The organism is Microbacterium sp. PI-SA-G (assembly GCF_057215335.1).
The window spans coordinates 1-15,830 of sequence record NZ_CM170103.1; the positions used below are offsets into that span (position 1 = coordinate 1).

At 63.4% G+C, this 15,830-nt stretch carries 9 protein-coding genes and 3 rRNA genes; all 12 read left to right on the forward strand.

Annotated elements, in window-relative coordinates; genetic code table 11:
• Positions 1-484 precede the first annotated feature (484 nt).
• The 12 genes from AC2D10_RS00005 to xerD all read left to right on the forward strand — a co-directional run bounded on the left by AC2D10_RS00005 (position 485) and on the right by xerD (position 15,757).
• Positions 485-2,006: ribosomal RNA gene (locus tag AC2D10_RS00005) — 16S ribosomal RNA — on the forward strand.
• A 419-nt stretch (positions 2,007-2,425) separates the two neighbouring features.
• Positions 2,426-5,529, forward strand: a 23S ribosomal RNA gene (locus tag AC2D10_RS00010).
• A gap of 108 nt (positions 5,530-5,637) precedes the next feature.
• A 5S ribosomal RNA gene (rrf, locus tag AC2D10_RS00015) occupies positions 5,638-5,754 on the forward strand.
• The 16S, 23S and 5S rRNA genes sit together here, the layout of an rRNA operon.
• 73 nt (positions 5,755-5,827) lie before the next feature.
• Positions 5,828-7,843 (forward strand): primosomal protein, encoded by a 2,016-nt coding sequence (locus tag AC2D10_RS00020; RefSeq protein WP_484709687.1) that lies wholly within the window; start codon positions 5,828-5,830, stop codon positions 7,841-7,843.
• Positions 7,843-8,880 carry an HAD-IIA family hydrolase gene (locus AC2D10_RS00025; protein WP_484709688.1) on the forward strand — a complete coding sequence of 346 codons (1,038 nt, stop codon included), beginning with the start codon at positions 7,843-7,845 and terminating at the stop codon, positions 8,878-8,880. The genes AC2D10_RS00020 and AC2D10_RS00025 overlap by 1 nt, the downstream gene beginning before the upstream one ends.
• An 86-nt stretch (positions 8,881-8,966) precedes the next feature.
• Positions 8,967-9,143, forward strand: coding sequence for a hypothetical protein (locus tag AC2D10_RS00030; RefSeq protein ID WP_484709689.1), 177 nt, complete (start codon positions 8,967-8,969; stop codon positions 9,141-9,143).
• Positions 9,140-9,937 (forward strand): TlyA family RNA methyltransferase, encoded by a 798-nt coding sequence (locus AC2D10_RS00035; protein ID WP_484709690.1) that lies wholly within the window; start codon positions 9,140-9,142, stop codon positions 9,935-9,937. Before AC2D10_RS00030 ends, AC2D10_RS00035 begins: the two co-directional genes overlap by 4 nt.
• Positions 9,934-10,854 (forward strand): NAD kinase, encoded by a 921-nt coding sequence (locus AC2D10_RS00040; RefSeq protein ID WP_484709691.1) that lies wholly within the window; start codon positions 9,934-9,936, stop codon positions 10,852-10,854. Before AC2D10_RS00035 ends, AC2D10_RS00040 begins: the two co-directional genes overlap by 4 nt.
• Entirely contained in the window at positions 10,851-12,533 is a 1,683-nt protein-coding gene (gene recN, locus AC2D10_RS00045) for a DNA repair protein RecN (protein WP_484709693.1), read from the forward strand. The genes AC2D10_RS00040 and recN overlap by 4 nt, the downstream gene beginning before the upstream one ends.
• A 26-nt stretch (positions 12,534-12,559) precedes the next feature.
• Positions 12,560-14,272, forward strand: a complete 1,713-nt coding sequence (gene pyrG / locus AC2D10_RS00050) for a CTP synthase (RefSeq protein WP_484709694.1) — start codon at positions 12,560-12,562, stop codon at positions 14,270-14,272.
• Positions 14,265-14,852, forward strand: a complete 588-nt coding sequence (locus tag AC2D10_RS00055) for an NUDIX domain-containing protein (protein WP_484709696.1) — start codon at positions 14,265-14,267, stop codon at positions 14,850-14,852. The genes pyrG and AC2D10_RS00055 overlap by 8 nt, the downstream gene beginning before the upstream one ends.
• 2 nt (positions 14,853-14,854) lie before the next feature.
• Complete coding sequence (xerD, locus tag AC2D10_RS00060) at positions 14,855-15,757, forward strand: site-specific tyrosine recombinase XerD (RefSeq protein ID WP_484709697.1); 903 nt, start codon at positions 14,855-14,857, stop codon at positions 15,755-15,757.
• Positions 15,758-15,830 lie beyond the last annotated feature (73 nt).

Sequence of the window (15,830 nt, forward strand, 5' to 3'; positions counted from 1 at the left end):
GGGATCCGCGTAACTTATTACTTGTTCGCCCCACAGGGAAGCGGAGAGGCCGAGAGCTTCACCCCCCTCAAGTGGAGAACCGCCTTCCATCTTTCACATGCTTCTTGAGTGTGTGGGCCTTCGGGTCTAGGATGGGAGTTTCCACCTCTTCTTCGGTTGTTGTTGGTGCGCTTGTGGGTCTTTGATTCGCGGGTTGTGCTGATTTGACTTTCCGGTTGTGGTGGGTAAGATTGAGAAGTTGCCCTGCGGGCCTGGTTGTGATGGCCGGGTCGTGGGAGCATCCGATCCTTGAGAACTCAACAGCGTGCACTTGTCAAATGCCAAATTATCCTCGTCTAGCTTCGGCTGGGTGAGAATTCCTTTGGATCAAAGACCAACCTCCTTGTGGGGTTGGCATTCGGATGAAGTCAGCAATGAATTTGTCTCTTTGGTCAGCATCAAACTCGCTGCGTCACCGTTTTCCCGGTGTCGTATGCATTTCTTTTTTACGGAGAGTTTGATCCTGGCTCAGGATGAACGCTGGCGGCGTGCTTAACACATGCAAGTCGAACGGTGAAGCCCAGCTTGCTGGGTGGATCAGTGGCGAACGGGTGAGTAACACGTGAGCAACCTGCCCCTGACTCTGGGATAAGCGCTGGAAACGGCGTCTAATACTGGATATGTGACGTGACCGCATGGTCTGCGTCTGGAAAGAATTTCGGTTGGGGATGGGCTCGCGGCCTATCAGCTTGTTGGTGAGGTAATGGCTCACCAAGGCGTCGACGGGTAGCCGGCCTGAGAGGGTGACCGGCCACACTGGGACTGAGACACGGCCCAGACTCCTACGGGAGGCAGCAGTGGGGAATATTGCACAATGGGCGCAAGCCTGATGCAGCAACGCCGCGTGAGGGATGACGGCCTTCGGGTTGTAAACCTCTTTTAGCAGGGAAGAAGCGAAAGTGACGGTACCTGCAGAAAAAGCGCCGGCTAACTACGTGCCAGCAGCCGCGGTAATACGTAGGGCGCAAGCGTTATCCGGAATTATTGGGCGTAAAGAGCTCGTAGGCGGTTTGTCGCGTCTGCTGTGAAATCCCGAGGCTCAACCTCGGGCCTGCAGTGGGTACGGGCAGACTAGAGTGCGGTAGGGGAGATTGGAATTCCTGGTGTAGCGGTGGAATGCGCAGATATCAGGAGGAACACCGATGGCGAAGGCAGATCTCTGGGCCGTAACTGACGCTGAGGAGCGAAAGGGTGGGGAGCAAACAGGCTTAGATACCCTGGTAGTCCACCCCGTAAACGTTGGGAACTAGTTGTGGGGTCCATTCCACGGATTCCGTGACGCAGCTAACGCATTAAGTTCCCCGCCTGGGGAGTACGGCCGCAAGGCTAAAACTCAAAGGAATTGACGGGGACCCGCACAAGCGGCGGAGCATGCGGATTAATTCGATGCAACGCGAAGAACCTTACCAAGGCTTGACATATACGAGAACGGGCCAGAAATGGTCAACTCTTTGGACACTCGTAAACAGGTGGTGCATGGTTGTCGTCAGCTCGTGTCGTGAGATGTTGGGTTAAGTCCCGCAACGAGCGCAACCCTCGTTCTATGTTGCCAGCACGTAATGGTGGGAACTCATGGGATACTGCCGGGGTCAACTCGGAGGAAGGTGGGGATGACGTCAAATCATCATGCCCCTTATGTCTTGGGCTTCACGCATGCTACAATGGCCGGTACAAAGGGCTGCAATACCGTGAGGTGGAGCGAATCCCAAAAAGCCGGTCCCAGTTCGGATTGAGGTCTGCAACTCGACCTCATGAAGTCGGAGTCGCTAGTAATCGCAGATCAGCAACGCTGCGGTGAATACGTTCCCGGGTCTTGTACACACCGCCCGTCAAGTCATGAAAGTCGGTAACACCTGAAGCCGGTGGCCTAACCTTTTTGGAGGGAGCCGTCGAAGGTGGGATTGGTAATTAGGACTAAGTCGTAACAAGGTAGCCGTACCGGAAGGTGCGGCTGGATCACCTCCTTTCTAAGGAGCATCTGACTCTTCGGAGTCCAGAACCCCGATCAGAGCGTTCGTCTCTGCGGGGAGCTCATGGGTGGAACATTTGACATGGCATCAGGATCTGATTCTTGAACTAGTACACAGCTTGCTGTTGGAACGTTTGGGTGTCGGGGGTGGGTGTCTGCACGCTGTTGGGTCCTGAGGGACCGGATGTGCTCTGGCCTTTGGGTTGGGAGCCAGTCGGTTACTCTGGACCTCTTTCTGTTTGTCCGTTTGGGCAGGTGGATGGGGGTACCGCCCGTACTTTGAGAACTACACAGTGGACGCGAGCATCTTGCAACTGATCTTCGGATTGGTTGCACAAGATGATCTTAAAGATCATTAGTCAATTTCATGCCAAGCCTTTCGGGGTTTGGTGTCGATTCTGATTCAAACTCATGTGATTTCAAGTCTTTAAGAGCAAACGGTGGATGCCTTGGCATCTGGAGCCGAAGAAGGACGTAGCAATCTGCGATAAGCCTCGGGGAACTGATAAGCAAGTTTTGATCCGAGGGTGTCCGAATGGGGAAACCCCGCTGGGCGGCGTGCCGACCTAGTGACTCCCGCCTGAATATATAGGGCGGGTAGAGGGAACGTGGGGAAGTGAAACATCTCAGTACCCACAGGAAGAGAAAGCAACCGCGATTCCGTTAGTAGTGGCGAGCGAAACCGGAACAGGCTAAACCTAGCGTGTGTGATAGCCGGCAGGTGTTGCACGTTGGGGGTTGTGGGACTTTTCAGTCATCTCTGCCGAGGTGGCGGCGTTACAAGAAGGTATAGACGAACGGTCTTGAAAGGCCGGTCATAGAGGGTGCCAACCCCGTAGTCGAAATGCCTCTCTTGGCGCGAAGAGTATCCCAAGTAGCACGGGGCCCGTGAAATCCCGTGTGAATCTGTCAGGACCACCTGATAAGCCTAAATACTCCCAGATGACCGATAGCGGACAAGTACCGTGAGGGAAAGGTGAAAAGTACCCCGGGAGGGGAGTGAAATAGTACCTGAAACCGTTTGCTTACAAACCGTTGGAGCCTCCTTAGTAGGGGTGACAGCGTGCCTTTTGAAGAATGAGCCTGCGAGTTAGCGATATGTGGCGAGGTTAACCCGTGTGGGGTAGCCGTAGCGAAAGCGAGTCTGAATAGGGCGATTCAGTCGCATGTCCTAGACCCGAAGCGAAGTGATCTATCCATGGCCAGGTTGAAGCGACGGTAAGACGTCGTGGAGGACCGAACCCACTTAGGTTGAAAACTGAGGGGATGAGCTGTGGATAGGGGTGAAAGGCCAATCAAACTTCGTGATAGCTGGTTCTCTCCGAAATGCATTTAGGTGCAGCGTTGCGTGTTTCTTGCCGGAGGTAGAGCTACTGGATGGCCGATGGGCCCTACAAGGTTACTGACGTCAGCCAAACTCCGAATGCCGGTAAGTGAGAGCGCAGCAGTGAGACTGTGGGGGATAAGCTTCATAGTCGAGAGGGAAACAACCCAGACCACCAACTAAGGTCCCAAAGCGCGTGCTAAGTGGGAAAGGATGTGGAGTTGCTTTGACAACCAGGAGGTTGGCTTAGAAGCAGCCACCCTTGAAAGAGTGCGTAATAGCTCACTGGTCAAGTGATTCCGCGCCGACAATGTAACGGGGCTCAAGCACGCCACCGAAGTTGTGGCATTGATATTTTTGGTAGGCCTTCGTGGTCCAGCCGTATTGATGGGTAGGAGAGCGTCGTGTGGCCAGCGAAGCGGCGGTGTAAACCAGCCGTGGAGGCTACACGAGTGAGAATGCAGGCATGAGTAGCGAATGACGTGTGAGAAACACGTCCTCCGAAAGACCAAGGGTTCCAGGGTCAAGCTAATCTTCCCTGGGTAAGTCGGGACCTAAGGCGAGGCCGACAGGCGTAGTCGATGGACAACGGGTTGATATTCCCGTACCGGCGAAGAACCGCCCAAGCTAATCCAGTAGTGCTAAGTGTCTGAATCCCAGTGACTGATCCCTTCGGGGTGACGCTCTGGGCCTAGCGCACGACCCCGTTCTGGTGCGGTTAGCGTATTAACAGGTGTGACGCAGGAAGGTAGCCCAGCCGGGCGATGGTTGTCCCGGTGCAAGTGCGTAGGCCGAGTCGTAGGCAAATCCGCGACTCATACAGGCTGAGACACGATGCGGATAATAAGTGGGTGATCCTATGCTGCCAAGAAAAGCATCGACGCGAGGTTCAAGCCGCCCGTACCCCAAACCGACTCAGGTGGTCAGGTAGAGAATACCAAGGAGATCGAGAGAATCGTGGTTAAGGAACTCGGCAAAATGCCCCCGTAACTTCGGGAGAAGGGGGGCCTTCGGCGTATAGGGACTTGCTCCCAAAAGCGTTTGGAGGCCGCAGAGACTAGTGGGTAGCGACTGTTTACTAAAAACACAGGTCCGTGCCAAGTCGCAAGACGATGTATACGGACTGACGCCTGCCCGGTGCTGGAAGGTTAAGAGGACCGGTTAGCCGCAAGGCGAAGCTGAGAATTTAAGCCCCAGTAAACGGCGGTGGTAACTATAACCATCCTAAGGTAGCGAAATTCCTTGTCGGGTAAGTTCCGACCTGCACGAATGGCGTAACGACTTCCCAACTGTCTCAACCGCGAACTCGGCGAAATTGCATTACGAGTAAAGATGCTCGTTACGCGCAGCAGGACGGAAAGACCCCGTGACCTTTACTATAGCTTTGTATTGGTGTTCGGTGTGGCTTGTGTAGGATAGGTGGGAGACTTTGAAGCATGGACGCCAGTTCGTGTGGAGTCATTGTTGAAATACCACTCTGGTCACTCTGGATATCTAACTTCGAACCGTAATCCGGTTCAGGGACAGTGCATGGTGGGTAGTTTAACTGGGGCGGTTGCCTCCCAAAAAGTAACGGAGGCGCCCAAAGGTTCCCTCAACCTGGTTGGTAATCAGGTGTCGAGTGTAAGTGCACAAGGGAGCTTGACTGTGAGACTGACAGGTCGAGCAGGGACGAAAGTCGGGACTAGTGATCCGGCAGTGGCTTGTGGAAGCGCTGTCGCTCAACGGATAAAAGGTACCTCGGGGATAACAGGCTGATCTTGCCCAAGAGTCCATATCGACGGCATGGTTTGGCACCTCGATGTCGGCTCGTCGCATCCTGGGGCTGGAGTAGGTCCCAAGGGTTGGGCTGTTCGCCCATTAAAGCGGTACGCGAGCTGGGTTTAGAACGTCGTGAGACAGTTCGGTCCCTATCCGCTGCGCGCGTAGGAAATTTGAGAGGATCTGACCCTAGTACGAGAGGACCGGGTTGGACGAACCTCTGGTGTGTCAGTTGTTCCGCCAGGAGCACCGCTGATTAGCTACGTTCGGGATGGATAACCGCTGAAAGCATCTAAGCGGGAAGCCGGCCTCAAGATGAGATTTCCATACCTTCGGGTGAGAGGCTCCCAGCCAGACTACTGGGTTGATAGGCCAGATGTGTAAGTGCAGTAATGCATGCAGCTGACTGGTACTAATAAGCCGATGACTTGATAACACACCGTTTGTTGGTGCTACGCGTCCACTGAGTGGTTCTCGATGTACGGTCGAGAACCGCATAACAACATTGACTTTGTTATGTGTTTGATTGAAACATCAATAGTGTTTCGGCGGCCATAGCGTGAGGGAAACGCCCGGTTACATTCCGAACCCGGAAGCTAAGCCTCACAGCGCCGATGGTACTGCAGGGGGGACCCTGTGGGAGAGTAGGACACCGCCGGACTCCTTTTAGTCAAAATGGCCACCCATCGTTGGGTGGCCATTTTGCGTTTACACGAAAGAGAATAGGAAGCATCATGCCAGAAGAGGAAGAGCGCCGTCCGCGTCGCAACGACAGCGGATCCCGCGATCACCGTGCTTCTGGGGGGCGTCCTGCTTCTCAAAACCGCGATTCCGCGCCTCGTCGTGAGGGTGGTTACAACCGCGACAATAACAGCAGCCGCGATTCCGCTCCGCGTCGTGAAGGTGGCTACAGCCGCGACAGCAACAGCAGCCGTGATTCCGCGCCTCGTCGTGAGGGCGGTTACAATCGCGACAGCAGCCGTGATTCGGCGCCGCGTCGTGAGGGCGGATACAACCGCGACAACAACAGCAGCCGCGATTCCGCTCCGCGTCGTGAAGGTGGCTACAACCGCGACGGCAGGCGCGATTCGGCGCCGCGTCGTGAGGGCGGATACAACCGCGACAGCAGCCGTGATTCGGCTCCTCGTCGTGACGGTGGTTACAACCGCGAGAGCAACCGTGATTCGGCCCCGCGTCGTGAAGGTGGTTATAACCGCGATTCCGCTCCGCGTCGTGAAGGTGGTTACAGCCGTGATTCGGCCCCGCGTCGTGAAGGTGGCTACAACCGCGATTCCGCTCCGCGTCGAGAAGGTGGGCACAACCGCGACAACAACCGCGATTCCGCTCCTCGCCGCGAGGGTGGCTACAACCGCGACAGCAGCCGTGATTCGGCTCCGCGGCGTGAGGGCGGTTACAGCGGCGACAGCAACCGCGGCTCCGCGCCTCGTCGTGAGGGCGGTTACAACCGTGATTCGGCGCCGCGTCGTGAGGGCGGTTACAGCGGCGACAGCAACCGCGGCTCCGCGCCTCGTCGCGAGGGCGGTTACAACCGTGATTCCGCGTCCCGCCGTGAGGGCGGTTACAACCGCGACAACAACAGCAACCGTGATTCGGCGCCGCGTCGTGAGGGTGGTTACAACCGCGACAACAACAGCAACCGTGATTCGGCGCCGCGTCGTGAGGGTGGTTACAACCGCGACTCCGCGCCTCGTCGTGAAGGTAGCCGCGATTCCGCGCCCCGTCGTGAGGGCGGTTACAACCGTGACTCCGCGCCGCGTCGTGAAGGTAGCAACGACCGAGACCGTGCCCGTTCGTATCCGCAGCGTGGGGGAGCGGGCCGGGAACGGCCGGTTCAGGCGACAGACGATCGCCCGCGCCACAACGACCCCATGCTTCCGGACGATGTCACCCCGCAGGACCTGCACTCGTCTGCCCGCAATGAGCTCAAGACTCTGAGCAAGGAGAACGCGGAGGTCGTGGCGCGTCATCTCGCGATGGCCTCGCGTCTGATCGACGAGGACCCTGCACTGGCGCACGAACATGCTCTGGCAGCTTCGCGGCGTGCCGGCCGTATCGCGATCGTTCGTGAAACGCTCGGCATCACCGCCTATGCGACGGAGGACTTCGCTCTGGCCCTCCGCGAGCTGCGGACGTTCCGCCGCATCTCGGGCAAGGACGATCAGATCGCGCTGATGGTCGACAGCGAGCGCGGGATCGGCCGTCCTGATCGGGCACTCGAGACCGGTCGCGCTGCCGATCGCGCCGCTCTTCCCACGCCGGTGCGCGTGGCTCTCGCGATCGCGATGTCCGGCGCCCGCCTCGACCAGGGTGATCTGGAGCTGGCGCTCGGCGAACTGGAGATTCCGGAGTTGAATCCGGATCGCGCCTTCGAGTGGAGTCCTTCTCTGTTCGCTGCGCGTGCGGCTGTCCTCGAGGATCTCGGACGCACCGAGGAAGCGGAGTTCTGGGCGCATCGCGCCGATGTCGCCGCCGAGGCGCTCGGCGTCGACGAGGCCGGCGACGAAGAGATCATCATCGAAGACGGTCTGATCGAAGGCGAGTTCCTCGACGACGACGAAGACGCTCCCGCCGTCGAGGCTGAGGCTGAGGCTGAGGCTGAGCTCGACGTTGACGCTGACGCCGCGACCGACGCCGATGAGGATGCCGCGACGCCTGAGCCTGAGCCGACCGTCGAAGACGAGGTGCGCGAACTCCTCGGCGAGACCGACGAGCCGCAGCAGGAGGCGTAGTGGCGCTGTTCTCGCGCAAGCGCGCCGCCGCTACGCCGCTGGACGGCGTCGACACGGTGCTGGCCGACCTCGACGGCGTGGTCTATGCCGGGCCGGGAGCGTTGCCGTTCGCGGTCGAAAGTCTCAACGAGGCGGCCAAGAGCGCGCGGCTCGGCTACATCACCAACAATGCCTCACGAACGGATGCGTCCGTCGCCGAGCACCTGAGCAGTCTGGGTCTCGACGTCGCGGCCGACGACGTCGTCACGAGCCCCCAGGCAGCCATGCGGCTCCTGGTGGGCATCGTGCCGCCGCCGGCCGTGATCATGGTCGTCGGCGGTGACGGACTCGTCGACGAGGTGCAGAAGGCCGGCTACACGGTCACGCGCAGCGCAGAGGACTCACCGAGCGCCGTGGTGCAGGGCTTCGCCCCGGAAGTGGCCTGGACGGATCTCGCCGAGGCGGCGTTCGCCCTGAAGGTTCCCGAGGACGAGGGTGGGATCCCGTGGATCGCGACCAACACGGACTGGACGATCCCGCGCGAACGTGGCGTGGCACCCGGCAACGGCACGCTGGTGTCTGCCGTGCACACGGCGATCGGGCGTCTCGCGACGGTCGCCGGCAAGCCTGAGGCGCCGATCTTCGAGGTCGCGGTCGACCGCTTCGGCGCACGCAAAGCGCTTTTCATCGGTGACCGCCTCGACACCGACATCATGGGCGCGAGCCGGGTCGGCATCGATTCGGCGCTCGTCCTCACCGGTATTGACCGTCCGAAACATGTGCTGGCCGCTCCGGCTGGCTCGCGGCCGACGTATATCCTGTCGGACCTGCGCGAGCTGCACCTGCCGTATCCGGAGGCCGTCGAGAAGGACGGCGTCTTCACCGTGAACGGTGCGGCGGTTCGTGTGGTGGGCGCCGACGTCGAGATCGTGGCGGAGTCGGGAAATCAGATCGACCTCCTCCGCGCAGGCGCAGCGGCGATCTGGGCGTCCGGGACCCCGGTGTTCGTTCTGCGGGTGCCGGAGCGCCTGTACGACGACCCGTTCCACCGCCCCTGACCGCACCGCCCGCTGACCTGCTCGGATCCTGAACAGGATCCGTCGTGGCTCCGTCTTCGGCGGGACGCGCCGCGTACAGTGGAACGGTGAGCGAAGAGACGACGGATGCACCGACGGATGGCCTGTGGAGCCGTCTGCGTCTGATCGAGGGGCAGCCGCTGTCTGATCGAGCAGAGGCGTATGTCGCGCTGCACGATGAGCTCGCCCGACGTCTCGAGAGCGGGGCCAAGCTCGAGCAGCGGGAGCCCTCCGGTTCCCGATGACGAGACTGGACGCAGCTCTCGCCTCCCGCGGCCTCGCCCGCTCGCGCACGCACGCGGCGACATTGATCGCCGAGGGCGTGGTCAGCGTCGACGGGCGTCCGGTCGTGAAGGCATCCGCCGCTGTCTCAGATGACGCCGTCATCACGATCGCCGCGTCAGACCACTACGTGGGTCGCGCAGCGCACAAGCTGATCGCCGCCCTCGACGGATTCGGGCTGAATGTCGAAGGTCGACTCGCGCTCGACATGGGGGCCTCCACCGGGGGCTTCACGCAGGTGCTGCGCGAACGCGGTGCGCGCCGTGTGCTGGCGGTCGATGTCGGCCACGGACAGCTCGCGCCCTCGATCGCCGGCGACCCGGGCGTCGCGTCCGTCGAGGGCTACAACGTCCGGCACATGACGCCCGAGAATCTCGCCTCTGCCACCGGCGAGCAGGCTCTTCCCGACCTGATCGTGGGGGACCTGGCCTTCATCTCGCTTGAACTGGTCCTTCCGGCTGTCGCTTCGGTCGCTGCCCCGGATTCTGACATCGTGCTTCTCGTGAAGCCGCAGTTCGAGGTCGGGCGAACCGCCGTTCGCGGCGGTCTCGTGACCGACCCCGCCACCCGTGCCGACGCCGTCGCCCGCTCCGTGTGGAGCGCGTGGGACGCAGGACTCGGGATGCTCGGCATCCTGGCATCGCCGATCCTGGGCACGCATGGCAACGCCGAATACCTCGTCCATCTGGCGCCGGGGCGGGGCAGCAATCCGACAGAATGGTTGGATCGCATCAACGCTTTGGCAGGAGGACGATGAACGAGCGCAGCATTCTGGTCGTCGCCCATGCGGGCCGCACCGAGACGGTCGCGGCTGCCCGGCGAGTCGTCGAGGAACTGCGCGGCGCCGGAGCACGTCCTGTGCTCGCCGCCGATGATCGGGCCGAACTCGCCGCCGTCGACGGCGTGTTCTCCGATGTCGCCGTGCTCGGTGAGACGGTCGATCCGAACGAGCTGGAGCTCGCGATCGTTCTGGGAGGCGACGGCACCATCCTGCGGGCCGCTGAGCTCGTGCGCGGCAGTGACGCCCCGGTGCTCGGCATCAACATGGGCCATGTCGGCTTCCTCGCCGAGACCGAGCGCGATGAGATGGACGACGCTGTGCGTCGTGTCATCGCCCGCGACTACGGCGTCGAAGAGCGCCTCGCGCTCTCGGTGCGAGTCAAGGATCACGACGGCACGGTCATCTACGAGACCTGGGCGCTCAACGAGGCGACGGTCGAGAAGGCCAGCCGTGAGCGCATGATCGAGATCGTGCTCGAGATCGACGGCCGTCCGCTGTCCAGCTTCGGATGCGACGGCATGGTCATCTCCACCCCGACGGGATCCACCGCATATAACTTCTCGGCCGGCGGCCCGGTCATCTGGCCGACTGTCGAAGCGATCGCGGTGGTGCCGCTGTCAGCACATGCGCTGTTCGCGAAGCCGCTGGTCGTGAGCCCTGACGCCGCAGTGGCCATCGAGATGCTCGAGCGCACGAGCGGATCGGGCATTCTCTGGTGCGACGGTCGTCGCTCGCATGATCTCCCGCCCGGCGCCCGCGTGGTGGTGCGACGCTCATCGCGCCCGGTGCGATTGGCGCGGCTGCATCCGACGGCTTTCACCAACCGCCTGGTGCGCAAGTTCCAGCTGCCGGTCGAAGGCTGGCGCGGACAGGAACCGGGGAAGACCTCATGATCGAGGAGATGCGCATGCAGGGGCTCGGCGTCATCGCCGACGCCGTGCTGCCCCTCGGGCCCGGATTCACTGCCATCACCGGAGAGACGGGCGCCGGCAAGACCATGGTCGTCACCGGGCTTGGTCTGCTGCTCGGCCAGCGTGCCGACTCGGGGGCTGTGCGTGCCGGCTCGCCTCAGGCATCGGTCGCGGGCGTGTGGATCGTTCCGGACACCGGCGATGTTGCCGATATCGTCGCGGACGCGGGTGGCGAACTCGAACCCGCCGGCTCCGGCACCGCCGAGCTGTATGTGTCGCGCACACTGAGCGCCGAAGGCCGCAGCCGCGCCAGCGTGGGCGGCCGTGCCGCGCCCGCCGGCGTGCTGTCTGCCCTGGCGGAGGAACTCGTGGTCGTGCACGGCCAGTCCGAGCAGCTGCGCCTCCGGTCCGCTGCCGCGCAGCGCGACGCGCTCGACCGTTTCGGCGGCGAGCCGATCGCGACGGCGCTGGCCTCCTACTCCGCCTCATTCGCGCGCTGGCGCGAGTTGGATGCCGAGATCGTCGAGATCACGCAGAACCGCGACCGTCGCGCCGAAGAGGCGTCGCGCCTGCGTGAAGCCCTCGCTCTGATCGAGGCGACCGCGCCGGAAGCAGGGGAGGACGACGAGCTCTCCGCCCGTGCCGAACGCCTCGCCAACGCCGAAGAGCTGCGTCTCGCGGCATCCCTCGCGCACGGGGCGCTCTCGAACGAAGACGGCGAACCCGACGCGACGATACTGGTGGCCGAAGCTCGACGCGCCCTGGAACGCGTGACCGACCCGCAGCTGGCCGACATCGCCGCCGTGCTGGCCGACATCGGGTACCGGATCGCGGATGCCGCCGCCCAGATCTCCGCATACCTCGCCGACCTTGACGAGACAGGGCCGCACGAACTCGCCGCAGTCGAGGAGCGCCGCGCCGCGCTCGGCGTGCTGATCCGCGCGCACGGCTCCCTCGATCAGGCCCTGGAGGTCTGGCAGACCGGGTCCGCCCGGCTGGCCGAACTCGACGACGACGGCGACCGTCTGGACCGCCTCATCGCCGCACGCGACGAGGCCCGCGCCGAGCTCGATGGGTATGCGGCGGCGCTGACCGCCACGCGCGCCGATGCCGCGGAGCGACTCGGCACGGCCGTGAGCGAGGAGCTGCGTGCGCTGGCGATGCCGGACGCCCGCCTGGTGGTGTCCGTCTCCGAGGGCGCAGAGACCGCGCACGGTCGAGACGACGTGTCGATCCTTCTCGCCCCTCACCCGGGAGCCGAACCGCGTTCGGTGGCGAAGGGCGCGTCGGGCGGTGAGCTCTCGCGCGTAATGCTCGCGATCGAGGTCGTGATCGCCGCGACCGATCCGGTTCCGACGTTCGTCTTCGACGAGGTCGACGCGGGCATCGGCGGCGCCGCCGCGATCGAAGTCGGGCGACGACTCGCCCGACTCGCAGAGAAGTCCCAGGTGATCGCTGTCACACATCTCGCGCAGGTGGCCGCGTTCGCCACCAACCACCTCTCCGTTGTGAAAGCCAACGACGGAGCGGTCACCGCCTCGAGTGTGCGTCGTCTGACGGGCACCGAACGGGAGGCCGAGATGGCCCGCCTGCTCTCCGGATTGACCGATTCGGATGCCGCACTCACCCATGCCCGAGAACTTCTGAGCCTCGGGGCCTGAGCCGACTGTTAGGATTGAAGCCCGTGATGAACTCTTCTGAAGCGGGACCCAAACACGACACCACGCAGCGCACATTCACGACGAAGCACATCTTCGTGACCGGCGGTGTCGTCTCGTCTTTGGGCAAGGGACTCACCGCTGCGAGCCTGGGCAATCTGCTCACCGCCCGCGGTCTGCGCGTGGTCATGCAGAAGCTCGATCCGTACCTGAACGTCGACCCGGGAACGATGAACCCGTTCCAGCACGGCGAGGTCTTCGTCACGGATGACGGAGCCGAGACCGACCTCGACATCGGTCACTACGAGCGCTTCCTCGACATCAACCTGTCGGAGGCGGCGAACGTCACCACCGGCCAGATCTACTCGCAGGTGATCGCGCGTGAGCGCCGGGGCGAGTACCTCGGCGACACGGTGCAGGTCATCCCGCACATCACCGATGAGATCAAGCGCCGCATGCGGCTGCAGGCCACGGAGGAGCCCCGCCCCGACGTGATCATCACCGAGGTCGGCGGCACGGTGGGCGACATCGAGTCGCAGCCGTTCCTCGAGTCCGCACGTCAGCTGCGCCACGAGCTCGGTCGCGACAGCGTGTTCTTCGTGCACGTCTCGCTCGTGCCGTTCATGGGTGCGTCCGGCGAACAGAAGACCAAGCCGACCCAGCACTCGGTCGCCGCCCTGCGTCAGGTCGGCATCCAGCCCGACGCCCTGGTGCTGCGCAGTGACCGGCCGGTCAGCGAGAGCAACCGCAACAAGATCGCGCTGATGTGCGACGTCGACGTGGAAGGCGTCATCAACACGGTCGACCTGCCGAGCATCTACGACATCCCGTCCACGCTGAACGAGCAGGGCCTCGACTCGTACATCGTGCGCCGTCTGGGTCTCGACGAGAAGTCGGACGAGGTCGACTGGGCGCGCTGGAACAAGGTGCTGCACGCCGTCCACAACCCCAAGCACGAGGTCACGATCGGCCTGGTCGGCAAGTACATCGATCTCCCCGACGCGTACCTCTCCGTCACCGAGGCGCTCAAAGCGGGCGGCTTCGCGCAGGAGACCAAGGTCAACATCCGCTGGATCCCCTCCGACCTGTGCGAGACGCCGGAAGGTGCGCAGGAGCAGTTGTCCGAGATCGACGGAATCTGCGTGCCCGGCGGCTTCGGCATCCGCGGCATCGAGGGCAAGCTGGGGGCGCTGAAGTTCGCGCGCGAGCAGGGCATCCCGACTCTCGGGCTGTGCCTCGGACTGCAGTGCATGGTCATCGAGTACGGGCGCAACGTCGCCGGCATCGCGGGTGCGTCGTCGACCGAGTTCGATCCGGGCACGGCAGAGCCGGTGATCGCCACGATGGCCGAGCAGGTCTCGATCCTCGACGGCGGCGACCTCGGCGGCACCATGCGCCTGGGGCTGTACCAGGCCGCACTGGCCGAGGGATCGCTCGCCCGTGAGCTGTATGGCGCCGCCGAGGCGTCAGAGCGTCACCGCCACCGCTACGAGGTCAACAACGCCTACCGCGACCGCCTGGCAGACGCCGGACTGGTGTTCTCGGGACTGAACCCCGAGCTCGACCTCGTCGAGTACGTCGAGCTTCCGCGCGACGTGCACCCGTACTACATCGCCACGCAGGCTCACCCCGAGCTGCGCTCGCGCCCGACGGCGCCGCACCCGCTGTTCCGCGGACTGATCGGCGCCGCCATCGAGCGCCACCGCTCCAGCGAGCTGTTCGACGTCAGCGCCGATGCCTGAGTCCGAGAACGACGACCTCTTGCGCGACGAGCCGTTCGCGCCCGAGGTGCTGCGCAGCGACCTCGCCTACGAGGGCGCGGTGTGGAACGTCCGTGATGACCGGGTGCGCTACGGCAACGAGGAGATCCGTCGCCAGTACGTGGAGCACACCGGGGCCGTCGCGATCGTGGCCCTCGATGACGCGGGGCGGGTGCTGCTGATCCAGCAGTACCGGCATCCGATCCGTCATCGCGACTGGGAGCTGCCGGCCGGGCTCCTCGACGTCGCGGGGGAGGAGCCCCTCGAGGCTGCGCGCCGAGAGCTCGCCGAGGAGGCCGACCTGGTCGCCGAGCACTGGGAGCCGCTCGTCTCGCCCTGGACGACTCCGGGCGGCAACGACGAGGTCATCCACCTGTTCCTCGCCACGGGCATCTCGGCCGCCGCGGCCGCTCACGCCCGGGAAGACGAGGAAGCAGACATCCGTGTCGAGTGGGTCCCGCTCGCCGAGGCCGTCGATGCGGTCCTCGACGGCCGCATGCGCAACGGCATCCTCGGCATCGGAGTGCTCGCGGCCACGCTGAGGCAGCACTCCCGGGGCTGAGGGTGCAGCTCGAACGGGCGCTCGACGCCTACCTGCGTCACGTCACGATCGAGCGTGGACTGAGCACACACACAGTGGCGGCGTACCGGCGTGATCTGGGCGGTTACCTCGAGTGGCTGCAGACTGACGGGCTCACCGACACGCTCGAGGTGACGCCGGCCGTGGTCGGACGCTTCATCGCGGAACGCGCCGGCACCGTGCCTCCGCCGGCCGCCACCAGCCTCGCCCGGCTGCAGTCCTCGGTGCGCGGGTGGCATCGCTTCCTGGTGCGGGAGGGCATCGAGCTCGACGATCCGACCGGACGCCTCCGTCCGCCCAAGGCGCCGCGCCGGCTTCCCAAGGCGCTCACGATCGACCAGATCGAGAGACTCCTCGCCGCGCCCTCTGCGGAGGAACCCCTCGGCATCCGGGACCGAGCGCTGCTCGAGCTGCTGTATGCGACCGGAGCCCGCGTGTCCGAGGCGGTGGGCCTCGACGTCGATGACCTCGCCCACGGCGATGTGCTGCGTCTGCGCGGTAAGGGGTCGAAGGAGCGCATCGTGCCGATCGGATCGTACGCGCGTGCGGCGACCGACGCCTACCTGACGCGCGTGCGCCCGCAGCTGGCGGCGAACGGACGGGCGTCGGCGCGGCTCTTCCTGGGCGCCCGCGGGGCCCCGCTGTCGCGTCAGAGCGCCTGGCTCGTGATCCGCGCCGCTGCGGAGCGCGCGCAGATCACGGCGGAAGTCTCGCCCCATACACTGCGTCATTCCTTCGCCACCCATCTTCTGCAGGGTGGCGCCGACGTCCGCGTCGTGCAGGAACTGCTCGGGCATGCCTCGGTCGCGACCACCCAGATCTACACGCACGTGTCGGTGGACGCGCTGCGCGACATCTACGCGACGTCGCATCCTCGCGCTCGCTGACGCCGACCTGAACTCATCCTTAAGGATGATGACTTCAATCGACACGGTTGACTAACGTGGGTCCTTCCGACTG

Excerpts from the sequence above, each read along its gene's own strand:
- AC2D10_RS00055 (WP_484709696.1), top strand. The coding sequence starts at position 14,265 with ATGCCTGAGTCCGAGAACGACGACCTCTTGCGCGACGAGCCGTTCGCG.
- AC2D10_RS00040 (WP_484709691.1), top strand. The coding sequence starts at position 9,934 with ATGAACGAGCGCAGCATTCTGGTCGTCGCCCATGCGGGCCGCACCGAG.
- pyrG (WP_484709694.1), top strand. The coding sequence starts at position 12,560 with ATGAACTCTTCTGAAGCGGGACCCAAACACGACACCACGCAGCGCACA.
- recN (WP_484709693.1), top strand. The coding sequence starts at position 10,851 with ATGATCGAGGAGATGCGCATGCAGGGGCTCGGCGTCATCGCCGACGCC.
- AC2D10_RS00035 (WP_484709690.1), top strand. The coding sequence starts at position 9,140 with ATGACGAGACTGGACGCAGCTCTCGCCTCCCGCGGCCTCGCCCGCTCG.
- AC2D10_RS00020 (WP_484709687.1), top strand. The coding sequence starts at position 5,828 with ATGCCAGAAGAGGAAGAGCGCCGTCCGCGTCGCAACGACAGCGGATCC.